Raw genomic sequence first — 24,909 nt, forward strand, 5'->3', positions numbered from 1 at the left:
CCTTCATCCGCCCCTTCGGGGCACCTTCTCCCCCATGAAGGGGGACAATGTCCCGGTGGGAGAGAGGGGAAAGACTGAGTGTCAGTACGCATCAGGTAGGAGTTGGCAATGCGGCGAACGTCTTCGAAAGTGGTGTGGATGATGGTGTTGCTGCTGCCGGCGTCGCTGCTGGCGCAGGAGCTGGCGGCCATTCCGCCGCTGCACTCGCCCGTCGTCGATGTCACCGGGACGTTGGATGCGGCGCAGGTCCAGCAGCTGGAACAGCAGGCGCGAGCGCTGCAGCAACGCAAGGGCGCGCAGCTGCAGATCCTGGTCGTGCCGACCACGCAGCCGGAGACGATCGAGCAGTACACCCAGCGCGTGTTCGATACCTGGAAGATCGGGCGCAAGGGCGTCGACGATGGGGTACTGCTGTTGGTGGCTAAGGACGATCGCCGCGTGCGCATCCAGCCCGGCTATGGCCTGGAAGGCGCCATTCCCGACATCGTGGCCAATCGCGTGATCCAGGAGTATCTGGCGCCGCGCTTCCGCGAGGGCAACTACGGCGGCGGTATCGGCGACGCCACTGCAACGCTGGCCGGCCTGATCGAGGGCGAGGCGCTGCCGGCGCCGGTCAGCGGGCACCAGGGCGGGGCCGGCAATGGCGGCGGTGGCTGGATCATGGCGTTGTTTGTCGGCTTTGTGGTCGCGATGGTGGCGCGCGGCATCCTGGGGGCGTTGCCGCGTCCGGTGCGGGCCTTGTTGACCGGCATTGCGGCCGGTGGCGCGGCGCTGCTGTTCACCTCCCTGCTGCTGGCCAGCACCGGTGCGGCCGTCATTGGGCTGTTGGCCGGGTTGGCCTCGGCATCGCCGGGGCGCTTCGTGGGCGGCGGTGGCTGGGGCGGGGGTGGGTTCGGTGGGTTCGGAGGCGGTGGCCGCGGTGGTTTTGGCGGCGGCGGCTGGGGTGGCGGTGGTGGTTCATCGGGAGGCGGTGGCGCCTCGGGGAGCTGGTAATGCGGTGGCTCAGGCATGTCTTCGCGCCCTCGGCGCAACGCAGATTTCCAGCGTCCTGCATGGAGACGATCGCCGCGGCGGTGGCCGCCAGCGAACGCAGCCACACCGGGCAGATCATGGTGGCGGTCGAGGCGGACCTGCCGATGGCCGCGCTATGGCGCGGGCATACCGCGCGGCACAGCGCCGAACAGGCCTTCGCGCACCTGCGCACCTGGGAGACGGAGGCCAACAACGGGGTGCTGATCTATCTGCTGCTGGCCGACCACGCCATCGAGGTGGTGGCCGATCGTGGCCTGCGCGCCCGGGTGCCGGACGCCCAGTGGGGCGAGGTGTGCCGGCGTATGCAGCAGTTCCTGCGCGAGGGCCAGTACGAGGTGGCGGTGCTGGCGGGCATCGAGGCGGTGACCGAGCTGCTGGCCGCCCACTTCCCACGCGACGCTCATGCCCCGCATGAAGACGAGCTGCCCAACCGGCCACAGCTTTTAGGCTGAGGGTGCCTGAGGTGTCAGAATAGCGGCCTCGCTTTTTTATGATCCGCGGTCCGCATGATCTATCTGCACGCCATCGACCCCATCGCCTTCTCGCTTGGCCCGGTGCAGGTGCACTGGTATGGCTTGATGTACCTGGCGGCCTTCTTCTCGGCCTGGGCACTGGGGCGCTCGCGCGTCCTGCGCGGCCGCTTGCCGGGCGTGGACATGGACGGGTTCTCCGACCTGCTGTTCTACGGCATGCTGGGTGTGGTGCTGGGCGGGCGCATCGGCTACATGCTGTTTTATGCGTTCGACACCTTCCTGGCCAACCCGCTGATCCTGTTCAAGGTCTGGGAGGGCGGCATGAGCTTCCACGGTGGCCTGCTCGGGGTGCTGCTGGCCTGCTGGCTGTGGGCGCGCCGCCATCGCCTGCACTTCTTCGACGTGATGGATTTCGTCGCGCCACTGGTGCCGCTGGGCCTTGGGTTCGGGAGGCTGGGCAATTTTGTCGGCGGCGAGTTGTGGGGCAAGTTCACCCAGGCCGGTTGGGGCGTGATCTTTCCGCATGCACCGGAGCTGGCCAATATGGCGCCGGCACAGATCCAGGCGCAATACGCCGCCGGGGCACTGGATCGGTTCGCGCGTCATCCGTCGCAGCTGTATGAAGCGGCGTTGGAAGGCGTGGTGATGTTCGTGGTGCTGTGGGCGCTCTCGATGAAGCCGCGCGCCCGCTATGCAGTGTCGGGCGTGTTTGCGTTGCTGTACGGCGTGTTCCGCTTCGTCGTGGAATTCGTGCGGGTACCGGACGCACCGATCGGCTACCTGGCGTTCAACTGGCTGACGATGGGGCAGATCCTGAGCCTGCCGCTGATCGCAGTGGGGCTGGTGTTGCTGGCGATGTCGCGCCGCGCCCCGGTGTTGCAGCCGGTGCTGCCGGTGCCTGCCAGCGTGGAGGCGGCCAAGTGAAGCCGTATCTGGACCTGCTGCAGCATGTGCTGGAACACGGTGCCGAGAAGTCCGACCGCACCGGTACCGGCACGCGCAGCGTGTTCGGCTGGCAGATGCGCTTCGACCTCACTGCCGGGTTTCCGCTGGTCACCACCAAGAAACTGCACCTGCGCTCGATCATCCACGAGCTGCTGTGGTTCCTGCAGGGCGACACCAATATTGGCTATCTCAAGGACCACCAGGTCCGTATCTGGGACGAATGGGCCGACGACAACGGCGACCTCGGCCCGGTGTACGGCAAGCAGTGGCGGCGCTGGACCGGCCCGGACGGCGTGGAGATCGACCAGATGCAGTGGCTGGTGGACGAGATCAAGCGCAACCCGGATTCGCGGCGGCTGGTCATCAGCGCCTGGAACGTGGGCGAACTGCCGCAGATGGCCTTGATGCCCTGCCATAGCCTGTTCCAGTTCTATGTGGTGGACGGCAAGCTCAGCTGCCAGCTGTATCAGCGCAGCGGCGATATCTTCCTGGGCGTGCCGTTCAACATCGCCAGCTATGCGCTGCTGACGCACATGGTGGCGCAGGCTACCGGCCTGGGCGTGGGCGACTTCGTGCATACGCTGGGCGACGCGCACCTGTATGCGAACCACTTCGACCAGGCCCGCGAACAGCTGGCCCGCGCCCCGCGTGCGTTGCCGACACTGCGCCTGAATCCCGAAGTGACCGACCTGTTTGCGTTCGGCTTCGATGACATCGCCATCGAAGGCTATGACCCGCATCCGGCGATCAAGGCGCCGGTGGCGGTATGAGTGGGCAGAACAGCCGGCTCGCCATCTCCCTGATCGTTGCTTTCGACCGCAACAACGCCATCGGCCGCGACAACGACCTGCCGTGGAAGCTGCCGGACGATCTCAAGCGTTTCAAGGCGCTGACGCTGGGCAAGCCGATCCTGATGGGTCGCAAGACGGCGCAATCGCTGGGGCGTGCGCTGCCGGGACGTTTGAACCTGGTGCTGACGCGGTCGGGACAGGTACCGTTCGAGGGCATGCAGGCGGTGGCATCGGTCGATCAGGCGATCGCACTTGCCGAGCAGGCGGGTGCGCCGGAGGTGTGCGTGATCGGTGGTGGCGAGGTTTATCGGCTGACGCTGGAGCGTGCCGACCTGTTGGCCGTCACCGAGGTGGACACTGCGGTCGAACAGGCCGATACGCATTTTCCGGCGATCGATCCGGCGGTGTGGATGCCGGTGCAGCGCGAAGAACATGCCGCCGATGCGCGGCACGCGTTCGCATTCTCCTATGTGGAGTATCGGCGCCGCTGAGCGGCGGGGCTTTGGCGGCGGGCAAGGCCGGGCAACGCGCGACGCCGCAGTGCAGGGCCGCGCAGCAGTCGTGGATCGACGCCCGGCACATCACTGGACGCGCTTGTGGACCACCAGCTCGCCCAGCTCGATCAAACGCGCACGCACGATGTTGCGGCTCAGTCCCAGCAAGGCCGCGGTTCGGACCTGGTTATGGTGGCAATGCCGGTAGGCGGCGCGCAGCAGCTGCGCTTCGACGGTGGCATGCAGCGCGCCGTCATTGCTCTCGAACAAGGTAGCGAAGGCGCGTGCGAGCAAGGCCGCAGCATCGTCGGGCTGCGTCTCGCTGGAGGACTGGGTGGGCAAGCGCAGCTGCGACAGCCGGATATCGTCGGCGCGCACCACGCCGTCGCGGTGGATCAGCAAGGTGTGGTGGATGACATTTTCCAGCTCACGGATGTTGCCCGGCCACGGGTGCTGCACCAGGCGCTGCTCGGCCTCCGGGCTGATCGTCACCTGGCCATGGCCCAGGCGCTGGCTGTAGATCTGCACGAAATGACGGATCAACGGCGCAATGTCGCCGGGCCGTTCGCGCAGCGGCTTGAGTTCCACGCCCACCACGTTGAGCCGGTAGAACAGGTCCTGGCGGAACTGCCCCTGGCCGATGGCCTGGTCCAGCGGCACGTTGGTGGCGGCCAGCACCCGCACGTCGATCGGAATGCTGCGGCGTGAGCCCAGGCGCACCACTTCGCGCTCCTGCAACACGCGTAGCAACTTGACCTGGATCGGCATCGGCAGGTCGCCGATCTCGTCGAGAAACAGCGTGCCGCCATTGGCTTCCTCGAACCAGCCGGCCTTGGCGCTGAGCGCGCCCGTGAAGGCGCCTTTTTCGTGCCCGAACAATTCCGCATCCACCAGCGATTCGCTGAAGGCTCCGCAATTGACCGCCACGAACGGATGCTGCGCACGCGCGCTGAGGCTATGGATATGGCGTGCCACCAGCTCCTTGCCGGTTCCGGATTCGCCCATGACCAGCACGCTGGCTTCGCTGGGCGCCACGCGTTCCAGGTGCGCCAGCAATGCCTGCGATGCCGGGTCTTCGAACACGTGCGCCGCTGCAGTCCTGCCGTTGCCGGCAGCGGCGCGTTGTGACACCGAAGGCAGGGTCAGTAGACGAAAATCGGACATGGGCCGGACGCGAAGAGGGAGAAGGGGGCGCTGCGCAACAACCAGATGCGCAAGCGAACTCGCTGTGGCGACAACGCCGCCAACGGATTCATGAGTAGAAGCTGGGCGTTGGTGCCTGTTGCCGTAGCGCCCATTCGCCGAGTTCGCGCACCTTGTAGTCGACCGGGTCGTGCAGGGTATGGGTGCGCAGATTGCGCCAGTAGCGGTCCAGCCGCAGCGCCGCATGGGTGGCGCGCGCGCCGGTGACCTCGAAGAGTTTGCTGCTGACCTCCAACCCCACGCGTGTGGTGGCGACCTTGGCGGCGGCCACTGCCAGGGCCACCTGCGCGCGTTCCTCGCCGGTGAGCGCATGTTCCTTGCGCCAGGCAGCATCGAGCAGATCGGCGGCGCGACCGGCCAGCAGGCGCGCGCTTTCCAGGCCCAGCCAGAACTCGCCGTAATGGGCCAGGATGTAGGGATCGTCGCTGGCTTGCGCGACTCCGGAGCGATGCCAGGGGCGTGTTTCGGTCAGAGTGTAGCTGCGCGCTTCGTCGAAGGCGCCTTCGGCGATGCCGAGGAAGACATGCGCAAACAGCAGTTGCGCCAGCAGCGGGCGCAGGCAGGCGAACGGCGTGCTCAGCGGGCCGGGATCGAGCAGCAGCTCGTTCTCTTCCACCCGGACGCGCTCGAAGGTGGTGCTGCCGCTGTCGGTCTGGCGCTGGCCGATGTTGTCCCAATCGTGGCCCAGCGTGATGCCGCTGCGTGCGGTGGGCACCGCGCCGATCAACAGCGTGCCGCTGCGTTCGTCCAGTGCGGAGGCGATCAGCATCTGCGAGTCGAGCGCGCCGGAACAAAAACTCTTCTTGCCGGAAAATTCGCGCCAGCCCGCGTGCTGCACGGCGATGGTGCGCGTATCCAGGGGATTGAGCGCGTTGCCCCAGAACCACTGCTTGCGCGCGGTCTGCTCCAGCCACGGCTGCCATTGTGCCCGCTGGCCGAACAAGCGCACCGTGGCCAGCATCAGGTGGTGAAAACCGAAGACGTGCGCGATCGAGCTATCGACCTTGGCGAATTCGCGCACGCTGGTCAGCACCTCGCTCCAGCTGGCGCCAAGACCGCCGTACTGCACCGGGATGCTCAAGCCCAGTAGGCCGCTGGCGCGCAATGCATCGCGTTCTGCCTTGGGGGTGCCGCCACGCGCATCGCGTTCGATCGCGGTGGCAGCGAATTCGGTGGCCAGGCGCCGGGCCGTGTGCAGCGGATTGAGCATGGTGGGTTGCAGTTGCTGGCTGGTCATGCGCGATAACCTCGTTCGGGTCGCAGGTAAATGATCGATGCACGGTGGTGCGGGTGCATGCCGGCGGGCAGTGGCAGGTGTCGGCAGGCGATCACCACAGACCTACACTGCATGGATGTCGTGCAGCGCAGCCAGCAGCTCCTGGCGCGCCGCACGCAGCGTGGCCTCGTGCACCTGGCGGTCGCGTGGCCGCGGCGTGTCCAGCACCTGGGTATGCACGATGGATCCGGGCTGGCCGCCGATCACGACGGCACGGTCGCTCAGATAGGCCGCTTCCTCGATATCGTGCGTCACCAGCAGCACGGTGAAGCCATGCTCGCCGGCCAGACGCAGCAGCAGCTCCTGCAGCCGGATGCGGGTGAACGCATCCACGGCGCTGAAGGGTTCGTCCAGTAACAGCACCTGCGGTTGCCGGTACAACCCGCGCGCCAGTGCCACCCGCTGCGCCTGGCCGCCGGAGAGTTGCTTGGGCAGGGTCTGCGCGTGGTCGAGCAGGCCGACTTCGGCCAGCAACTGCTGCACGCGCGGCGACTGCCGTGCTGCCGCCGGCGAGAGGCCGGCGTCGTCGGCGAAGGCGACGTTGGCCGCCGCGTCCAGCCAGGGCAGCAGGCGCGGCTCCTGGAAGATGAAACCGATCCGGCGGTCGATCCCCTGTACGCGCTTGCCGTCCAGCAGCACCTCGCCGCTGTAGTCGCGCTCCAGGCCGGCCACGATACGCAACAAGGTGCTCTTGCCGCAGCCGCTGGCGCCGATCAGGCTCAGCACTTCTCCCGGTGCCACGCGCAGGTCGATGTCCTGCAGCACGCGGCGCGCGCCGAAGCGTTTTGCCGCCACCCGGATCTGCAGGCCGGCACTCATGCCCGGTGCGCCGCGTGCGGATGGGTGTGGCGGTTCTGCAGGTTGTCGCGCCAGTGCAGTGTGCGGGTTTCCAGCGCCTTGAGCACGCTGTCGCTGAGCTTGCCGAGCAGGGCCAGCAATACGATGGCGGCGATGACGATGTCCGGCCGTGAGGTTTCGCGCCCGTCGCTCAGCAGATAACCCAGCCCGCGCGTGGCGGCGATCAATTCGGCGGCCACCAGAAACATCCAGGCCAGGCTCAGGCTGGTACGCAGCCCGGTAAAGATGGAGGGCAGGGCGGCCGGCAGCAGGATCCGCTGCACCATGCGGCCCCAGGACAGGCCATAGGTCTCGCCCAGCTCGATCAGCGTGCGGTCGACCTGGCGCAGGCCATTGGCCACACCCAGATACATCGGAAAAAACGCACCGATGGCGATCAAGGTGATCTTCGGTGCTTCATCGATGCCCATCCACAGCAACAACAAGGGCACCCAGGCCAGGCTGGGAACCGCACGCAGCGCCTGGAAGCTGGGATCCAGCAAGCGTTCCAGCCAGCGGTTCAAGCCGACGCCGATGCCGATCAGCAGCCCCAGCCCGGCGCCCAAAGCAAAGCCCACCAGCACCCGCAGCACGCTGGCGCCCAGGTGGCCGGCCAGTCCGCGGCCGGCTTCGTCTGCAAGCGTGGTCAGGATCTGGCTGGGAGGCGGCAGCAGATGACGTGGTGTCCAGCCCAACGCCGAGCACAGTTCCAGTGCGGCGAAGAAGGTCACTGGCAGCACCAGGCCCAGACTGCCGGCAGGCAGGCGCCAGTGCCGCTGCAGGGAGGGTGGCAGGGTGCGCGACAGGCGCAGCGAGGTCTGATTCATCGTGGTCGTCATCCCTGCACCACGCGTGCGCGCGTGGCATAGCGTGGATCGATCAGTGTGCCCAACACCTGGGTCAGGTCGGTTCCGGGCCGCACCAGGCCTTCTTCGAGCAGGATCGGCGCGGCGCTGCGCAAGGCCGCCAGCTGTTCGGCGCCGATCACTGGCTGGCTGAGATCGGTGCGCTGCAACTGCAGTTGCGCCACCGGCACCGAGAGCCGTGCCTGTTCGGCGATCAGCTTGGCCAATGCCTGCGGATGCGCGATCGCCCAACGGCGCGCCTTTTCATAAGCCTGCAGTACCAGCGGAATCTGCTCGGGGTAGGCGGCGGCAAATTTGTCGCTGGTGTTCAAGAAACCATACGAATTGAAGGCGACGTTGCGATAGAGCAGCCGTGAGCCGGCTTCGAGCTGGCTGGCGGCCATATGCGGGTCCAGTCCGGCCCAGGCATCGACGTTGCCGCGTTCCAGGGCGATGCGCCCATCCGGATGCTGCAGATGGACGATCTCGACATCGTTTCGGTGCAAGCCGACTTCGTGTAGCGCGCGCAGCAGGAACAGATACGCATCGGTGCCCTTGGTGGCGGCCACCCGTTTGCCCTTCAATTCGGCCACGCGCTGGATGGGCGATTGCTTGCCGACGACCAGGGCGACCCACTCCGGGCGCGAGTACACATAGATCGACTTGACCGGATTGCCGTTGGCGCGGCCCAGCAGCGCGGCCAGGCCGGCGGTACTGGCGAAGTCGATGCTGTTGCCGGCCAGATACTCCAGTGCGCGATTGCTGCCGGCCGACAGCACCCAGGTGACCTCGGTGCCTTGCGGCTTGAGCGCCGCTTCCAGCCAGCCGAAGTGCTTGAGCACCAGCGAGGTGGGCGAGTAATAGGCGTAATCCATGCGCAGTCGTTCGGGAACGGCGATCTTGCGTGGTGCATCCGCCGCGCTGGACAACAGCGGCGGGGCAGCCAGCGCGACACCGGCCAGCGTTCCGAGTTTGAGCAAATTGCGTCGTTTCATGGGTGCTCCGGTCAGCGCGCCGCAGCGCGTGGCACGATGGTGTTGGCGATGACTTCGCCGAAGGGGCCGCTCAGTGGTTGCCCGGGCAGTGCTTGCCGGCGCGCGCGTGGCAGCAGCGGGAAGACCAGTTCGGCGAAGCGATACGCCTCTTCCAGATGCGGATAGCCGGAAAAGATGAAGGTGTCGATGCCGAGCGCGGCGTATTCCTCGATCCGCTGCACCACCGTTTGCGGGCTGCCGACCAGGGCAGTGCCGGCTCCGCCGCGAACCAAGCCAACCCCGGCCCACAGGTTCGGGCTGACTTCCAGATCGGCGCGCGTGCGGCCCTGGCCACGCCCATGCAGGGCGGCCATGCGCCGCTGGCCGACCGAGTCCATGCGGGCGAAGGCACGCTGCGCGCGCTCCACGGTGTCATCGTCCAGATGACGGATCAGCGCATCGGCGGCGGCCCAGGCCTGCTCATCGGTTTCGCGCACGATCACATGCAGGCGGATGCCGAAGCGCAGCGTGCGCCCGAGCGCGGCGGCCTTGTTGCGAACGGTGGCGATCTTCTGCGCCACTGCGGCCGGCGGCTCGCCCCAGGTGAGGTAGGTGTCCACCTGTTCGGCGGCCAGATCGTGCGCCGCATCGGACGAACCACCGAACCACACCGGTGGATACGGCCGCTGCACGGTGGGATACAGCAGTTGCGCCGCCTTGACCTGCAAATGCTTGCCATCGAAGTCGTAGCTCTGGCTGTCATGGCTGTGGCGGATGATCTCGCGCCAGATCCGGATGAATTCGGCCGAGGCGTCGTAACGGTCGGCATGATCGAGAAACACGCCATCGCCTTCCAGCTCGCCGCGGTCGCCGCCGGTGACCAGATTGACCAACAAGCGCCCGCCGGAGAGGCGGTCGAAGCTGGCCGCCATGCGCGCGGCCAGTGCGGGCGCCATCAGCCCGGGGCGCAGCGCCACCAGAAACTTCAGTTGGCGCGTGGCATTGATCAGGCTGGACGCGATCACCCACGGGTCTTCGCAGGAGCGCCCGGTGGGAATCAAGACCCCTTCATAGCCCAGCGTGTCGGCCGCCACGGCCACCTGGGTCACGTAGTCGGCGCTGACCTGGCGCGCGCCCTCGCTGGTGCCCAGATAGCGGCTGTCGCCGTGGGTGGGAATGAACCAGAACATCTCCATCGCAATCTCCTTAATGTGGGCTGCCGGGCTCGCGCCGGCGAACCGGATCAGGCAATGCGCAGTCGCGCGTCGGGGCGTACGCCCAATACGCCGGCAGCGCGTTCGGCGGCCAGGGCGATGCGTTGGCGTAGCGCCGGATCGACCACCTGGTAATCGCGAAAATCGCTTTCGCTGGCATAGATGCCGATCGGCAACGTCAGTGCCTGGAAGAACGCGAACAATGGCCGCAGCTGGTGATCGATCACCAGCGCGTGTCGCTCGCTGCCACCGGTGGCGGCCAGCAATACCGGTGTGTCGATCAGTGCGTGCATGTCGATCAGGTCGAACAGGTGCTTGAGCAAGCCCGGATACGAACCGCGATACACCGGTGCGACCACCAGCAGCAGGTCTGCCGTTTCGATCTGGCGCAGCACCTGTTCGGTGCTTGCATCGACATCGCCGCGCCACTGCGCCGCTCCCAATGCGCGTGCGATATCGCCCAGGTGGATGCGGCTGGGTTTGAGCGCCAGATGCTGCGCCAGCTCGTCCAGGGTGGCATCGGCCAGGGCCAGGCTGCGCGATGGGCGCGCGGTACTGCCGGACACGGCAACGACATTCAATGGTGTGCGCATGCGAGATTCCTGTGGGGGCGGTGTCGAGCCGTCACGCAAACTCCGTGCCATGGCGACAGTCGCGCTGTTGCTGCACAGACAACAAACGCGGGAGAAACCTGCGTCGATGTGCCGGCAGCGGGTAATGGCATCTGACTGCATGGCGCGATGCAGTGCAATGGCAAAGCACCATCGGGATTGGCGTGCGCTTAGCAGATTTGAGAATGAGCTAATGAAATTGCAGAAAACAGGCTGTTTCAAGTGGCTTTTTCTGCAATCCTTATGCTGTCGTCGGTATGAGCATAGAGCGCGCAGCGATAAGCGCCGCAAACATGTTTGCAGGGAAACAGCGAATCAGCAGTTTGTGTATTTTCGTCGCGCGACACATGGGCGCCACCGGGGATGCGCTGTGAATCGTGCGAGTGGATTTGTTTAGTTCGATACGGCCCGGTGTTTGCGGGAGGGTCGCGGACACGGGGTTGGAGGCGGGAATTGTCACGACCATCGGGTTTGTCGAATGAGCGCCGGTGGTGGTGCGCGCATCGCCGATACCCGTAAGCCATCGTGCAGATTGGGTGGCATTCGTGTCGCGGCGCTGGCTGCGTCGTGTCGCCGTATCGGTTTGGTGGGGGGCGGGGTGGCTGCCTTGACGCAGCGTGCAATCGTCGCCCGTGCGATGCGGATTGCATGGCGATTATCTGGATATGTCGCACGGGGATAAGCGTGGCACGCGATGTGCGTTGCCTGCACGTGCAGTGACGCGCACTGCAGCACGCTGGCCGCACCCATGGGCCCGGTGATGCGTCACTGGCCGCGCAACGTCGTCCTCTCCCTTCAATCCTCCGATTCCCGCAGGAGTTTTCAATGAGCCACTCATCCAACGCTGCGCCGCTGACCTTCGCCTACTGGGTTCCCAACGTCAGCGGCGGGCTGGTTGTCAGCACGATCGAACAGCGCACCGACTGGAGCCTGGACTACAACGTGCGGCTGGCGCAGGCCGCCGAGCACGCCGGCTTCGATTACGCGCTGACCCAGATCCGGTTTACTGCCGGCTATGGCGCCGAGCATCAGCATGAGTCGGTGTCCTTCAGTCAGGCCTTGCTGCACTCCACCTCGCGCCTGAAGGTACTGGCGGCCATCCTGCCCGGCCCCTGGACACCGGCCGTGGTGGCCAAGCAGATCGCCACCATCGACCACATCAGCAACGGGCGCATCGCCATCAATGTGGTCAGCGGCTGGTTCAAGGGCGAGTTCGATGCCATCGGCGAGCCGTGGCTGGAGCACGACGAGCGCTATCGGCGTTCCAGGGAATTCATCCAGGTGTTGAAGGGGATCTGGACCCAGGATGCTTTCAGTTTCCATGGCGACTTCTACCGCTTCGACAACTACACCCTCAGTCCCAAACCGCTGCAGAAGCCGCATCCGGAGATCTTTCAGGGCGGCAGTTCGCGTGCGGCGCGCGACAATGCGGCAAGCGTGTCGGACTGGTATTTCACCAATGGCAACACGCCCGAGCAGTTGCGCGTGCAGATCCAGGACCTGCAGACCAAGGCCGCCGCCAATGGTCATACGGTTCGCGTGGGCGTCAACGCCTTCGTGATCGCGCGCGAGACCGAGCAGGAAGCCCAGGCGGTGCTGCAGGAAATCATCGCGCATGCGCATGTGGAGGCGGTCAAGGCGTTCGCCGATGCCACGCGGCAGGCCGGCCAGGCATCGCCGGAGGGCGAGGGCAACTGGGCCACCTCCACCTTCGAGGACCTGGTGCAGTACAACGATGGTTTCCGCACCAACCTGATCGGCACGCCGCAGCAGATCGCCGAGCGCATCCTCGCCTTGCAGGAAGTAGGCGTGGATCTGGTGCTGTGCGGCTTCCTGCATTTCATCGAAGAGGTGGACTATTTCGGCCGCGAAGTGCTGCCGCGCGTGCGCGCGCTGGAGGCGCAGCGCGCGGAGTCGGCGCTGGCCTGATCTTGCGCCGCCAGTTCGCCAGTTCGCCAATTCGCCAATTCGCCAATTCGCCAATTCGCCGGCCGCCAGGCAGACTTATTCGGTGGCCGGGCGTGCGCCACCAGCGCCTGGGGCGCCGGCAGCGGGGGGGGCGCCCTTGCCATTGGCACCAGCACCACCGCCGTTTCCGCCACGTCCACGTCCACGCCCGCGTTGGCGGCCCTGGCCTTCGCGCGGACGTCGAGGGGCGTGCGCGGCCGGTGTCGCCGGGGCGGTGACTTCACGTCCCGGGACCTGCACCACGCACAGTTCTTCGGTGTCCAGCTGCAGCGCAGTGAGCTTGCCGCCCCAGACCGCGCCGGTGTCGATGGCATGCACACCCTGGGTAATCGTCAGCCCCAGCGCCGACCAGTGCCCGCAGACGATCTTCAGATCGCGCTCGACCCGGCCCGGTACCTCGAACCAGGGGTACAGCCCCTGGGCCTGCGTGCCCGGCGTGCCCTTGTCTTCGGTGGCGATGCGCCCGCGCGGGGTGCAATAGCGCATGCGCGTGAACAGGTTGATGATGGCGCGGCTGCGCTCGTAGCCGCTCAGGCCCGGCGACCAGCCGGGCTGGTCGCCGTACATATTGCGCAGCAGCTTGCGGTAGCCGCTGCCCTGCAACTGTTGCTCGACCTCGCGCGCATGCTTTTCGGCCAGTTGCGTGGTCCACTTCGGCGCCAGCCCGGCATGGATCATCATCCAGCCCAGCGTGCGGTCCACATGCGCCAGTTTTTGCATGCGCAGCCAGTCCAGCAGCACGTCGCGGTCTTCGGCCAGCACAACGCGCTGCAGGTCCGGATTGACCTTGCGTTGCTCTTCTTCCGAGCGCGCGCCGATCGCCAGCAGCGACAGGTCATGATTGCCCAGCACCACCACGCTGTGCGCGCGCAGCGAATGCACCAGGCGCAGCGTTTCCAGCGATTGCCCACCGCGGTTGACCAGATCGCCGCAGAACCACAGCGTGTCCTGTGCCGGGTCGAAATTGATCTTCTCCAGCAATCGCTGGGTAACGTCGTAGCACCCTTGCAGGTCGCCAATTGCCCAGACGCTCATCGCGTTCGCTCCATCAGTCCAGCCGTCATCAGTGCAGCGTCCTGGGTACGCTCAGCACGAAGGCGGCGATCGGGGCGATGAATTCGGTGCCATCGTCGGCCACCATGTCGTAGTGGCCTTGCATCTGTCCATGCTCGGTGCCCAACACCATGCTGGACGTGTAGTCATAGGTTTCGCCCGGCCGCAGCCAGGGCTGGTCGCCGACCACGCCTTGCCCATCGACCTGCTCGGTGCGGCCGTCGGCGTCGGTGATCTGCCAGTGGCGGGCGATCAGGCGTGCAGGCAGGGTGCCCGCGTTGAGGATGCGGACGTTGTAGGCGAAGGTGTAGCGGCCTTCGTCGGGGACCGATTGCTGGGCGAGGAAGCGTGGCAACACCTCCACCTCGATCCGGTAGCGTGGATCATCGTGCATACGAAAAGTCTAAATAGAGTGTGGGAGCCGCGCTCACGTCGGCTCGACATTGGCCAGCCGGATGAAATCGGTGACCTCGAGTTGTTCGGCGCGGGCATCCGGGCGCACGCCGGCGGCCTCGAACTGCGCCGCATCGCAGACCCCGGACAAGGCGTTGCGCAAGGTCTTGCGGCGCTGTCCAAAGCCGGCGCGGACCACATCGGCAAAACGGCGCCGGTCGGTGATCTCTACCGTGGCCGGGTCGCGCGGCACCAGCCGCACCACCGCCGAGTCCACCTTCGGTGGCGGCCGGAACGCGCCAGGCGGCACCACGAACAGCGCAGTGACCTCGCAGTACGCCTGCAACATCACGCTCAGCCGGCCATACACCTTGCTGCCGGGGCCGGCGGCCATGCGGTCGACCACTTCCTTCTGCAGCATGAAGTGCATGTCGGCCACGGCGCCAGCGTGGTCCAGCGCATGGAACAGGATCGGCGAGGAGATGTTGTAGGGCAGGTTGCCGACCAGGCGGATCGGGCTGCCATTGGCCAGCGCGGTGAAGTCCACGCTGAGCACGTCGCGGTGGATGATGTTCAGCGCACCGATCGGCGCGGCGGTCTCGGTCAGCGGGGCGATCAGGTCGCGATCGAACTCGATCACGGTCAACGCGCCGTGCTTGCGCAGCAGCGGGAAGGTGATGGCGCCCTGGCCGGGGCCGATTTCGACCAGGTGCTGGCCGGCGCGCGGGTCCACCGCCTGGACGATCCGGTCGATGTAATACCGGTCGGCAAGAAAGTGCTGGCCGAGCGACTTCTTGGCCGGTGCGCTGAAGGAAGAATTCATCCACGCAGTTTAACGGAGCCGGCGGCCGCACGCGGTGTCGGTGCCAGCGCTGCAGTGTGCGGCCAAGGGCGCGCCAGGCCACGTGGCAGTGCTGCGGCGTCTGCTCAGCCGCGCGCCGCCAGCCGGGCGCACAGCGCGGTTGCCGCCATCAGGCTGGACGGGTCGGCGATGCCGCGCCCGGCCAGTTCCAGCGCGGTGCCGTGATCGACCGCCACGCGCGGGTAGGGTAGGCCAAGGGTGATATTGACTGCTTGCTCGAAGCCGCTGTACTTGAGCACCGGCAGGCCCTGGTCGTGATACATCGCCACCACCGCATCGAAGCCGCTCAGTTTCTGCGGCAGGAAGGCGGTATCTGCCGGCAATGGACCGATCAGCTGCAAGCCTTCGCCGCGCAGTTGCGCCAGCAGCGGAATGATGACGTCCAGTTCTTCACGGCCCAGGTGGCCATCCTCGCCCGCATGCGGGTTGAGCCCGAGCACGGCGATACGTGGCGCAGGCAGGCCGAAGTCGCGCTGCAGCGAGGTGTGGGTGATGCGCAGGCACTGCGCCAGCGCTTGGGCGGTAATCGCATCGGCCACCGCGCGCAACGGCAGGTGGGTGGTGACCAGGGCGACGCGCACGATGTGGTTGGCCAGCATCATCACCACCGGGCAGCCGGCCTGCTCGGCCAGCAACTCGGTGGTGCCGGTATAGGCGATGCCGCCGGCGTTGATGACCGCCTTGTGCACCGGCCCGGTCACGATACCCTGCAGGCGCCCGGCCAGGCAGTTCCCGGCAGCGGTGCGCAGGCCGGCGATCACCGCCGCGGCATTGGCCGGATCAGGTGTGCCGAAGCGGGTCGGGATGGCCTGGCGAATCGGGAACAGCGGCAGGTCGCCGGGTGCCCGTGCAGGCTGGTCGGGATCGAGCAGCCGCACAGACAAAGACAGCGCCTGTGCGGCGCTGTGCAAGGTATCTGGATCGGCATAGGCGATCAGGTGCGCATCCGAACGCGGCCGTTGGGCAAGCCGGATGCACAGCTCCGGCCCGATCCCGGCCGGCTCGCCTGGCACCAGCGCGAGCGACGGGACCGGCATCGGCTTAGCGCGCCGGCTGTGCCGACGGCGGGGTCGGGGCAGCCGGTTCTGCCGGCTTGCTCGCCTTGTCCGGCTCGGCAGTGGCATTGCCGTCGGCACGGTCGCCGCTGCGGTAGCTCACATAGGCTTCGCCGCGCAGTTCCTGCAGGTAGCGGTTGTACTCTTCTTCCAGCTTGCGACGGCCGATCGTCTCGCGGATCTGGCCGCGCTGGTTATCGGCACTGACGTCGGTCTGGCGGCTGCCGACGCGCTGAACGATATGCCAACCAGCCTGGGTACGGAAGGGTTCGGACACCGCACCGTCGGCCAGGCCTTCGACCTGCTTGCCGAAATCCGGGCCGAAGGCATCGGCCGGGAACCAGCCCAGGTCGCCGCCCTGGCTGCGGCTGTTGGTGTCTTCGGAGGATTCCTTGGCCGTTGCCTGGAAATCGGCGCCGCCGGTGATGCGCGCACGCAGCGTGTCGATCTTGGCCTTGGCCTGGGCTTCGGTCTGGTTGTCGCCGATGCGGACCAGGATGTGCCGCGCGTTGTACTCGGTCACCATCTTCTTTTCGCCGCCGGCATTGGCGTCGCGCATTTCCACCAGCTTGAGCAGCTGGAAGCCGCTGGGGCCACGCAGCGGGCCGGCCACCTGGCCTGGCTGCATGTCGCGGATCAACTGTGCGAAGGCATTGGGAATTTCGTCCAGGCTGCGCCAGCCCAGATCGCCGCCTTCCAGTGCATTGGGGCTGTCCGAATAGCGCACCGCTGCAGCCGAAAAGTCAAGCTCGCCCTTGTCGATCAAGGCCTTGACGCCATCGACCTTCTTCTGGCCGGTGGCGATCTGTTCGGCGGTCGCGCCTTCCGGCAGGCCAACCAGGATGTGCGCCAGGTGATACTGGCTGCCGGTGGTGGCCTGCTGGGCCAGCGCGCTATCCACTTCGCCTTCGCTGACGCTGATGCGGCTCTGCGCGAAGCTCTGGCGCAGGCGCTGCACGATGATTTCATCGCGCACCGAGTTGCGGAAATCGCTGTAGCCCATGCCGTCGGCCGCCAGCTTCTGGCGTAGCCCATCGACGCTGGTACCGTTCTGCTGGGCAATGCTGGCAATGGCGCGGTTGAGCTCTTCGTCGCTGACGCGGATGCCGCTGCCGTCGGCACGACCGACCTGCAGCTTGACCAGGACCAGGCGCTCGAGCACCTGGCGCTGCAGCACATCGTCGGGCGGCAACTGGTTCTCGCGGCCGGCATATTGCGACTTGACGTTGCGCACGGCGCGATCAAGCTCGCTCTGCAGCACCACGTCCTCGTCCACGATGGCGGCGATACGGTCCAGTGGTTGGGACTGCTGCGCCGATGCCAGCGGCGGGACCGCGCTGGCGAGGGCCAGCAACGAGGCAAGAACAACGGAGAAAGGCTTGGTCATGGAATCAGGTTCGGATCGTAATCGTCCGGATTGGTCGTGGTGTTGCTGGGCGGGACCAGGTACAGGTCGTCGCGGTAATAGCCGAGAATAGCACGGCGCAAGGTGCGGTCCGTGTTCTGGCCAAACGAGCTCAAGCCCTTGAGCACGAACTCGAACTGGATGGAGTTGTCCATCTCGCCATCGCGGTTGCGCACGAACCGGCGCACCAGCGCGCGCACGGCCAGGCAGCAGCTGTCCCACTGCACGCCACCGATGATTTCCAGCGGTTTGCGGTCCAGCAGCGAATAGTAGTAACGGCCGACCGCGCTCCAGCTCGGGTTGATCGGATACAGGAACGAGAAATCGGCCTGCTTGAGCTGGTCGGTTTCGTCGATCAGGTTGCGCCGGTAGCGGTAGGCCAGGTTGATGATGCCGTCGTTGCCCAGCAGGTAACGCGTGCGCAGGCTGGCCAGATCCTCCTTGCGCGAGTTCGGGTTCCACTGGTAGGTAGCGCCCATCGACCAGCGGTCGTTGATCATGTAGTTGGCGTCGGCCACCCAGGCGGACTTGCCCTGCTCGATGGGCTGTTCGCTGCCGGCGGCGGCGTTGGTGCTGTTGTTGATGGTGACCAGCGAGTCGTTGAAGTACAGGATCTGGCCTGCGCTCAGCGACAGCTTCTCGCGGCCGTCGTCCTGGCGCAGCCAGCGCGAGGTCACCGCCAGGGTCAGCTGGTTGGCATCGTTCTGGCGGTCGGCGCCGGTATAGCGGCTGTCGCGGAACAGCTGCCCGTAGCTGAAGGTGAACGGGCGGGTGTCGAACACCGGCAGGTCGTCCTGGTCGCGATACGGCACGTACAGGTAGTACATGCGCGGTTCCAGGGTATTGAGATAATTGCTGCCGAACAGCGAGGTTTCGCGGTCGAAATACAGGCCAGCATCCAGCGAGGCGATCGACAGGCTGCGCGTAGGCGTGCGGTTGCCGGTCAGCGGCGCGGTGTTGGCCAGGGTCGAGTCCAGCTGGTAGGCGGTGTAACGCCAGGCCACGGTCGGGGTCATGAACCAGGCCGCGCCCGACAACGGCATCGAGATGTACGGCTTGATGTCCAGGCGCGAACCGCTGCCGTATTCCTTGTTGCGGATATTGGTGCGGACGTAGTCGTCGCCTTCCTCACGATTGCTGCCTCGGTTTCTTGGCGGCACCACAAGGTACGAATCGTCATGCGTAAAGCGCACCGCCTCGGCGTACACCCCGGCCTCGAAGATCCCCAGCGGCTTTTCCCAGGTGAAATAGGCGCGTGGTTGGCGGTTGTAGGGCAGGGCCTGCTCGTCCAGGGTGTAGTCGGTGAGCTGCCAGCGGTCGGCCATCAGGCCGGCGGTCCAGGTCTCGCCAGTGCCATAGATGCCTGCGGTACTCTGCAGGCTGGAGGCCGAGCCCATGCCGTTGATGCGGCTTGTGAAATCTTCCACGTAGCGGGTGTCGCTGACCCAGGCGATGCTGCTGCGCGCCTGCCAGTGGCTGTCGATGTTGTGATAACCGGTGTAGAAGACGCTGCCGCGGTCCTTCTTGCGCAGGTTGTCGTTGGGCAGGTAGTTGCCGGTGATCTCGCCGCGGCCGCCTTCGTACAGATAGCGGAATTCGGTGCCGAACATCAAACCGCGCTTGCTCATGTAGCGCGGCAGCAGGGTGGCGTCGTAGTTCGGTGCCAGGTTGAGGTAGATCGGCTGCAGGTAGTCGAAGCCGTTACGCCCGGACAGGCCGAACTGCGGGAACAACAAGCCGGTCTGGCGGCGGTCGTCGATGGGGAACTTGAACCACGGGAAGTACAGCACCGGCACCTTGCCGATCTGCAGCACGGCGCTGCGCGCAGTACCGAAGCCTTCTTCGTTGTCCACGTCGATCTCCGGCGCACGCACGCGCCAGATCGGCTGCGACGGGTCGCAGGTGGTGTAGGTCGAACGGTGCATCTGGCCGACCTGGCCTTGCAGGTCCACGGATTCGGCGCCGCCGTTGCCGCGCCGGTCCACCAGTTGGTACTGGATGTTGGTGACCTTGTGGCTATCGGTGTCCTGGTTGCCTTCGGCGCGGTCGGCCACCATGCGGAAGGAGCTGTCCTGGTAGCGCACGTTGCCTTCGGCGATGTAGTTGCCGGTCTCGGTGTCCATGCGCAGGCTGTCGGCGCCCAGGAACTGGTCGCCACGCCTGAGCGCCACGTTGCCCTGGTACTGCGGCGTAGTGCTGGTGCCGGACAGCTGGTCGCCTTCGATGTCGGTGGGCAGCTGTTGACGTATCTCGGCGGCCTTGGGATCGGGCGCGGGCGCGCCGTCGAAACCTGGGAGCGGATCCACGGCCGGGCACAGTCCCCAGTTCAACGGCTTGTCAACGGCCATGGCCGGGAGGCAGATGGCAATGCTCAAGGGCAGGGGCAACAGGCGAAGAGCTCGGCGCACGCGGGTTCAACCAATAAAATGGTCGCTAGCTTGACGTATACCCGGCATAGGGGCAATGAAGAACCCGGCCTGGAACCCGGACAGGTTCAGCGCCGGCCCGGCGCGGCCGACGTGCGGCCAAGGCTCAGCGCAATGCGGCAACGTGGGCGACGCTGCTCTCACGCAAGGCCTGCAGGTCGTAGCCGCCTTCCAGCATGGACACCACGCGGCCGTGCGCATGCCGCTCGGCCAGGGTGCGCAGGGCGGCGGTCAGCCAGCCGAAATCGTCGTCGTCCAGCATCAGGTCGGCCAGCGGATCGCGCAGATGGGCGTCGAAGCCGGCCGAGATCAGGATCAGTTGCGGGCGAAACGCATCGATCAGCGGCAGCATCTGGTCTTCCCAGACATTGCGGAAGCGCAGGCCGTCGCTGCCCGGCGGCAGCAGCAGGTTGTGGATGTTGCCCACCCCGCGCTCGTGGACGCTGCCCGAATGCGGGTACAGCCCGGACTGGTGGGTGCTGAGGTATTGCACGGCCGGGTCGCGTTCGAAGATGGCCTGGGTGCCGTTGCCGTGGTGCACGTCGAAATCGACGATGGTGATGCGCTCCAGCCCATGCCGGTCGCGGGCGTGGGCGGCGGCCACGGCGATATTGTTGAACAGGCAAAAGCCCATCGACACTTGCGCGGTGGCGTGGTGGCCCGGCGGGCGCACCACGCAGAAGGCGGTGCGGGTGAGGTCCTGCATCACCGCGTCCACCGCCGCGATGCCGGCACCGGCCGCGCGCAGGGCGGCCGCGCGCGAAGCCGGCACCATGCGGGTGTCCACGTCCAGCTGGCGGTAGCCGGTGAAAGGGGTTTCCAGCACCGCATCGACCTGTTCGCGCTCGTGCACGCGGCACAGGTCGCCCAGCTTGGCCAGCGGCGCCTCGCGCCAGGCCAGGTCGGGAAAGGCGGCGCGCAAGGCCTCGACCACCGCTTCCAGGCGGGCGGGACTCTCGGGGTGCTCAGGGCCGGCGTCGTGGCCGAGGCAGGCGGGGTGGGTAAAGACCAGCATGGGGCAACTCTAGCCTCTCCGTGGCGCCGGGCACATGCTCACGCGCGACGGCGGTCGTGCCGCCACAGCACTTCCTGCTGGCCATCGACACGTGCCAGCACACGTGCCAGCACGAACAGCAGGTCGGACAGGCGGTTGAGATAACCGATCGCCTCGCTGCGCACCGCTTCCTGGCGCGACAGCGCGACGGTTTCGCGCTCGGCTCGGCGCACGATGGTGCGGGCCAGATGGCAGTGCGCGGCCGCCTCGCCACCGGCCGGCAGGATGAATTCCTGCAGCGGCGGCAAGCTGTCGTTGAAATGGTCCAGCTGCTGCTCCAGGGCCTGGATGTCGGCTGCGGTGATGGCCGCATGCCCGGGGATGCACAGTTCGCCGCCCAGATCGAACAATTGATGCTGCACGGTGGTCAGCAGCGCGGCGATCGCGGTCGGCACACCGGGGGCCGCCAGCAGCACGCCAATGGCCGAATTGGCTTCGTCCACGGTGCCGTAGGCGTTGACGCGCAAGGCGTCCTTGCCGGTACGGCTACCATCGCCCAGGCCGGTGCTGCCATCGTCGCCGGTGCGCGTATAAATACGGGAAAGACGATTGCCCATGACGTCAGTCGGCCTGGGTCTGGCGTGGCGGGGCCACCAGGCGTTCGGCGACGACCTGGACGAGCGCCGCCGCCGCCACGTACAGCGCAGCACTGCGCAGGTACGGCCCCAGCCAGTCGGTGTAGTTCTTGAACCAGCCGGCCACGGTGGGCTGGCTCACGCTGGCGCTGACCCAGTAGAAGCTGCCCTGGGCGATCAGCTGGCATAGCGCCACCGCGATCAGCAAGGCGGGAACCAGGGTGACCAGCGCGCCCCACCGCGCGCCGCGATAGTGCCGACGCAGCCAGACGCCGCCGGCCCACAGCGCAAAATACGCCGGGATCAGGCACCAGTACGCCGGCGACACGCAGTAATGCTGCCAAAAGCTCATGCCCTGGCCGGTGATGACCAGCCAGTCCACTGCGACCGCCAGCCCCATCAAGAGCGGGAATGCCAGCCGGCTGCGCGCGGCCAGATGGAAGCCGCCGATGAAAAAGACCGCCCAGGAGGCATCCGGCACCGGCGCGAAGTGATTGATCCGGGTGCCGGCCATCAGCACCGCCAGCAGGCTCAGGATCAGGGTGTCGTGCGAGCGAGAGGTCATGCGCGAGGGGGCCGGTTCACAGGCCGTGGAGTGTAGCGTGGAACCCGGCGCACCCGCGCCATCGCGGTGCGGCCGGCACGGGCCCGGGGGCGGTCCATGGACGCGGCGACCTGCCGCAGGCCGCCGCGGCAACGCGCCCGGAGCGAGGGCTTATCATATGGCGATGACACATGCACATGACGTTCTGATCGTTGGTGGCGGCCTGGTCGGCTCCAGCCTGGCGATCGCACTGGACCGCCTCGGCCTGGATGTCGGGCTGGTGGAACTCACCCCCGCCGGCACTCCGCCGGCCGTGTTCGACCAACGCAACCTGAGCTTCGCTGCGGCCACCGTCAATGCGCTTGGCACGCTCGGGGTGATGGCCAAGCTGCGCCGCCCGCCCGGCCCGATCCGGCGCATCCACGTCAGCCGTGCCGGCGACTTCGGGCGCGTGCAGCTGGAAGCGGCCGACTACGGGCGCGACAGCTTCGGCCAGGTGGTGGTGGCAAGCGATTTCGGCGACGCCTTGCAGGCACGTCTGGATGAAACGACCGGTGTGCGCCGCTACCGCCCGGCGCGCTGCATCGGCGTGGAGCCGGTGCGCGACGGCCTGCGCGGACTGCGGCTTGCCGGCGATGAGGGGGAACAGAGCGTCCACGCCCGTTTGGTCGTCGGCGCCGATGGCAGCTACAGTGCGGTGCGTGAATTGCTGCATCTGGGCTCGGATCAACACGATTTCCTGCAGACCCTGTTCGTGGCGCGCGTGCGCGCGTCCCGGCCGCCGGACGGCACGGCCTGGGAACGGTTCACCGACCACGGGCCAACCGCGCTGTTGCCGCGGGGCGACCGCCATTACGGCGCCATCCATTGCGTGGCGCGTGGCGAGGCCGAGGCGGTGGCCGCCCTGGATGACGCCGGCTGGCTGGCCCGATTGCAGCGCGCGGCCGGCTGGCGCGCCGGGCGTTTCGTCGCCAGCGGGCAACGCAGCGCCTATCCCTTGGTGCAGGTGCTGGCGAATGCCCTGATCGCCGAACGCGTGGTGCTGCTGGGCAATGCCGCACAGACGCTGCACCCGATCGGCGCGCAGGGCTTCAACCTGGGCCTGCGCGATGCGCTGACGCTGGCCGAACTGATCGAACACGATCGCAGCGATGCCGGCGCCAGTGCCTTGTTGACCGCGTATCTGGCGCGCCGTCGCGTGGATCGCGAACAGACCATCGCATTCTCCAGTGGCCTGGCACGCCTGACCGGCAACCCGGCGCCCTTGCTGCGGCCATTGCGCAGCCTGGGATTGCTGGCGACCTCGCAGGCCGCGCCGCTGCAATCGATGCTGGTCGGCGGTGCAATGGGCTTCCGTGGCGAGGTGCCGCAGCTGTGCCGGGGGATCGCATGAGCCGGCGTCCTGCACGCGATGCGGTGATCGTCGGTGGCGGCGTGGTGGGCGCGGCCTGTGCGCTGGCGCTGGCCGATGCCGGCTTGAACGTGGCGCTGGTGGAAGGGCGCGAGCCCGCGCGCTGGCAGGCCGACCGGCCAGACCTGCGCGTGTATGCATTCGCTGCCGACAACGCCGCGTTGCTGGACGGCCTGGGGGTGTGGGCGGCAGTGCGGGCTACGCGCGCGCAGCCGTACCGGCGCATGCGGGTGTGGGATGCCGGCGGTGGCGGCGAACTGGGTTTCGATGCCGATACGCTGGGGCGCGACCAGCTGGGCTGGATTGTCGAGCACGACCTGCTGGTCGATCGCCTCTGGGCGGCCGTGCATGCCGCCGGCATCGCCCTGCATTGCCCGGCCCGCGTGGTCGAGCTGGAACAGGACGCCGCCGGCGTGCGCCTGCGCCTGGACGATGGCAGCCGGCTGGAGGCGGCCATTGCGATCGCCGCCGACGGTGCAGCCTCCACCTTGCGCGAGCTGAGCGGCGTGCCGGTGGCGCGGCATGCCTATGCGCAACGCGGTGTGGTCGCCTTCGTGGACACCGAACACCCGCACCAGGCCACCGCCTGGCAGCGCTTTCTGACCACCGGGCCGTTGGCGCTGTTGCCGTTCGCCGATGGCCGCAGTTCGATTGTATGGACCCTGCCCGACGCCGACGCCGAGCGCGTGCTGGCATTGGACGATGCGGCGTTCTCGCGCGAGCTGACCCTGGCGTTCGCCGCGCGGCTGGGCCACATGCGCGTGGTGTCCGCACGCGCGGCATTTCCGTTGCAGCGGCAGCTGGTGCAGCAGTATGTCAGTGGACGGGTGCTGGCAGTGGGCGATGCGGCGCACGTGGTGCATCCGCTGGCCGGCCAGGGCGTCAACCTGGGCCTGCGCGATGTCGCCGCGTTGCGCGACACGGTGCGACAGGCGCTGGCCAAACGTGCCGAATGGGCCGCTCCCCATCGCCTGCAGCGCTGGGCACGGGTCCGGCGCAGCGAGAACACGCTGGCTGCCTACGGCTTCGACACGATCAACCGCGTGTTCTCCAACGACGACCTGCACCTGACCCTGTTGCGTGGATCGGTACTCGGCTTGGCCGGCCGCCTGCCGCCGCTGGTCGATGTGCTGTGGAGGCGCGCTTCCGGCGCTGGCTGACGGGCCTGCAGGCCCGTCAGCCGCGATGCGGCGGACGGGAGGGCTTTGCATATGTCTATTTGCTTATAGCGGACGACGCATCTTCCATACGACGGATGTGAGCGGCGTGGCTACAGTCGGGCCATGAGTCCACCCGCCTTGTCTTTCGCGTCTTTCTTGTGGCTGCCCTGCAGCCTGCCCCGCGATGCCGTGGTCCGGGGAGCGCGACCCGCCACCCCGGGCGGCCTGGCCAGCGTGCAGATGCTGGATTTCGCCGGCTTCGACGACGGTGCGCGCATGGCGGCGCACGTAGCGCCCAGCACGCTGGC

Annotated in this window: 24 protein-coding genes; 8 read left to right on the top strand and 16 right to left on the bottom strand. The window is 67.0% G+C overall.

The window, feature by feature from the left end; genetic code table 11:
* Positions 1–108: 108 nt before the first annotated feature.
* Genes ACCQ13_RS03245 through ACCQ13_RS03265 form a run of 5 tightly spaced genes read left to right on the top strand, consistent with a single transcriptional unit; the run spans position 109 to position 3,732 of the window.
* Positions 109–993, top strand: coding sequence for a TPM domain-containing protein (locus ACCQ13_RS03245; protein WP_104602692.1), 885 nt, complete (start codon positions 109–111; stop codon positions 991–993).
* Positions 993–1,484, top strand: coding sequence for a TPM domain-containing protein (locus tag ACCQ13_RS03250; RefSeq protein ID WP_104602691.1), 492 nt, complete (start codon positions 993–995; stop codon positions 1,482–1,484). The genes ACCQ13_RS03245 and ACCQ13_RS03250 overlap by 1 nt, the downstream gene beginning before the upstream one ends.
* Positions 1,485–1,538: 54 nt before the next feature.
* On the top strand, positions 1,539–2,429 hold the full coding sequence (lgt, locus tag ACCQ13_RS03255) for a prolipoprotein diacylglyceryl transferase (protein ID WP_104602690.1): 891 nt from the start codon (positions 1,539–1,541) through the stop codon (positions 2,427–2,429).
* Positions 2,426–3,220 (top strand): thymidylate synthase, encoded by a 795-nt coding sequence (locus tag ACCQ13_RS03260; protein ID WP_104602689.1) that lies wholly within the window; start codon positions 2,426–2,428, stop codon positions 3,218–3,220. Before lgt ends, ACCQ13_RS03260 begins: the two co-directional genes overlap by 4 nt.
* Positions 3,217–3,732, top strand: a complete 516-nt coding sequence (locus ACCQ13_RS03265; protein ID WP_104602688.1) for a dihydrofolate reductase — start codon at positions 3,217–3,219, stop codon at positions 3,730–3,732. Before ACCQ13_RS03260 ends, ACCQ13_RS03265 begins: the two co-directional genes overlap by 4 nt.
* A 90-nt stretch (positions 3,733–3,822) precedes the next feature.
* Here ACCQ13_RS03265 and ACCQ13_RS03270 read toward each other — a convergent pair whose 3' ends face one another.
* The 7 genes from ACCQ13_RS03270 to msuE form a co-directional block, all read right to left on the bottom strand.
* Positions 3,823–4,899: a sigma-54 interaction domain-containing protein gene (locus ACCQ13_RS03270; RefSeq protein WP_104602687.1), complete on the bottom strand. Its 1,077-nt coding sequence runs from the start codon at positions 4,897–4,899 to the stop codon at positions 3,823–3,825.
* Between the two features lie 88 nt (positions 4,900–4,987).
* On the bottom strand, positions 4,988–6,175 hold the full coding sequence (locus ACCQ13_RS03275; protein ID WP_104602686.1) for an acyl-CoA dehydrogenase family protein: 1,188 nt from the start codon (positions 6,173–6,175) through the stop codon (positions 4,988–4,990).
* Between the two features lie 102 nt (positions 6,176–6,277).
* On the bottom strand, positions 6,278–7,033 hold the full coding sequence (locus ACCQ13_RS03280) for an ABC transporter ATP-binding protein (protein WP_159406633.1): 756 nt from the start codon (positions 7,031–7,033) through the stop codon (positions 6,278–6,280).
* Complete coding sequence (locus tag ACCQ13_RS03285; protein ID WP_159406634.1) at positions 7,030–7,878, bottom strand: ABC transporter permease; 849 nt, start codon at positions 7,876–7,878, stop codon at positions 7,030–7,032. The genes ACCQ13_RS03280 and ACCQ13_RS03285 overlap by 4 nt, the downstream gene beginning before the upstream one ends.
* Before the next feature lie 8 nt (positions 7,879–7,886).
* The gene (locus ACCQ13_RS03290; RefSeq protein WP_159406635.1) at positions 7,887–8,891 is read right to left on the bottom strand and encodes an aliphatic sulfonate ABC transporter substrate-binding protein; all 1,005 of its coding nucleotides are present in this window, start codon (positions 8,889–8,891) and stop codon (positions 7,887–7,889) included.
* 11 nt (positions 8,892–8,902) lie between these two features.
* Complete coding sequence (gene ssuD / locus ACCQ13_RS03295; protein WP_159406636.1) at positions 8,903–10,066, bottom strand: FMNH2-dependent alkanesulfonate monooxygenase; 1,164 nt, start codon at positions 10,064–10,066, stop codon at positions 8,903–8,905.
* A 47-nt stretch (positions 10,067–10,113) separates the two neighbouring features.
* Positions 10,114–10,677, bottom strand: coding sequence for an FMN reductase (gene msuE / locus ACCQ13_RS03300; protein WP_104602683.1), 564 nt, complete (start codon positions 10,675–10,677; stop codon positions 10,114–10,116).
* 843 nt (positions 10,678–11,520) lie between these two features.
* Between msuE and sfnG the strand changes: the two genes are divergently transcribed.
* Positions 11,521–12,624: a dimethylsulfone monooxygenase SfnG gene (sfnG, locus tag ACCQ13_RS03305; protein WP_104602682.1), complete on the top strand. Its 1,104-nt coding sequence runs from the start codon at positions 11,521–11,523 to the stop codon at positions 12,622–12,624.
* 75 nt (positions 12,625–12,699) lie between these two features.
* Here sfnG and ACCQ13_RS03310 read toward each other — a convergent pair whose 3' ends face one another.
* The 9 genes from ACCQ13_RS03310 to ACCQ13_RS03350 form a co-directional block, all read right to left on the bottom strand.
* Positions 12,700–13,698, bottom strand: a complete 999-nt coding sequence (locus ACCQ13_RS03310; protein ID WP_104602681.1) for a symmetrical bis(5'-nucleosyl)-tetraphosphatase — start codon at positions 13,696–13,698, stop codon at positions 12,700–12,702.
* A 28-nt stretch (positions 13,699–13,726) separates the two neighbouring features.
* Entirely contained in the window at positions 13,727–14,110 is a 384-nt protein-coding gene (gene apaG / locus ACCQ13_RS03315; protein WP_159406637.1) for a Co2+/Mg2+ efflux facilitator ApaG/CorD, read from the bottom strand.
* 33 nt (positions 14,111–14,143) lie between these two features.
* A complete protein-coding gene (rsmA, locus tag ACCQ13_RS03320; protein ID WP_104602679.1) occupies positions 14,144–14,932 on the bottom strand; it encodes a 16S rRNA (adenine(1518)-N(6)/adenine(1519)-N(6))-dimethyltransferase RsmA in 789 nt (262 codons plus the stop codon).
* A gap of 104 nt (positions 14,933–15,036) precedes the next feature.
* On the bottom strand, positions 15,037–16,008 hold the full coding sequence (pdxA, locus tag ACCQ13_RS03325; RefSeq protein WP_104602678.1) for a 4-hydroxythreonine-4-phosphate dehydrogenase PdxA: 972 nt from the start codon (positions 16,006–16,008) through the stop codon (positions 15,037–15,039).
* 4 nt (positions 16,009–16,012) lie between these two features.
* Complete coding sequence (locus ACCQ13_RS03330) at positions 16,013–17,413, bottom strand: peptidylprolyl isomerase (protein ID WP_104602677.1); 1,401 nt, start codon at positions 17,411–17,413, stop codon at positions 16,013–16,015.
* Complete coding sequence (lptD, locus tag ACCQ13_RS03335; RefSeq protein WP_159406638.1) at positions 17,410–19,839, bottom strand: LPS-assembly protein LptD; 2,430 nt, start codon at positions 19,837–19,839, stop codon at positions 17,410–17,412. Before lptD ends, ACCQ13_RS03330 begins: the two co-directional genes overlap by 4 nt.
* Positions 19,840–19,963: 124 nt before the next feature.
* Positions 19,964–20,872, bottom strand: coding sequence for a histone deacetylase family protein (locus ACCQ13_RS03340; RefSeq protein WP_159406639.1), 909 nt, complete (start codon positions 20,870–20,872; stop codon positions 19,964–19,966).
* Between the two features lie 38 nt (positions 20,873–20,910).
* Positions 20,911–21,468, bottom strand: a complete 558-nt coding sequence (locus ACCQ13_RS03345) for a cob(I)yrinic acid a,c-diamide adenosyltransferase (RefSeq protein WP_159406640.1) — start codon at positions 21,466–21,468, stop codon at positions 20,911–20,913.
* A gap of 4 nt (positions 21,469–21,472) precedes the next feature.
* The gene (locus tag ACCQ13_RS03350) at positions 21,473–22,051 is read right to left on the bottom strand and encodes a hypothetical protein (RefSeq protein ID WP_159406641.1); all 579 of its coding nucleotides are present in this window, start codon (positions 22,049–22,051) and stop codon (positions 21,473–21,475) included.
* Between the two features lie 163 nt (positions 22,052–22,214).
* Here ACCQ13_RS03350 and ubiH point away from each other — a divergent pair, with 163 nt between their 5' ends.
* Positions 22,215–23,423: a 2-octaprenyl-6-methoxyphenyl hydroxylase gene (gene ubiH / locus ACCQ13_RS03355; RefSeq protein ID WP_159406642.1), complete on the top strand. Its 1,209-nt coding sequence runs from the start codon at positions 22,215–22,217 to the stop codon at positions 23,421–23,423.
* On the top strand, positions 23,420–24,601 hold the full coding sequence (locus ACCQ13_RS03360; protein ID WP_104602673.1) for a UbiH/UbiF family hydroxylase: 1,182 nt from the start codon (positions 23,420–23,422) through the stop codon (positions 24,599–24,601). The genes ubiH and ACCQ13_RS03360 overlap by 4 nt, the downstream gene beginning before the upstream one ends.
* Positions 24,602–24,909 lie beyond the last annotated feature (308 nt).

The sequence above is a fragment of the Xanthomonas sp. NCPPB 1638 genome (genome assembly GCF_041475635.2).
Classification (GTDB): Bacteria; Pseudomonadota; Gammaproteobacteria; order Xanthomonadales; family Xanthomonadaceae; genus Xanthomonas; species Xanthomonas cucurbitae.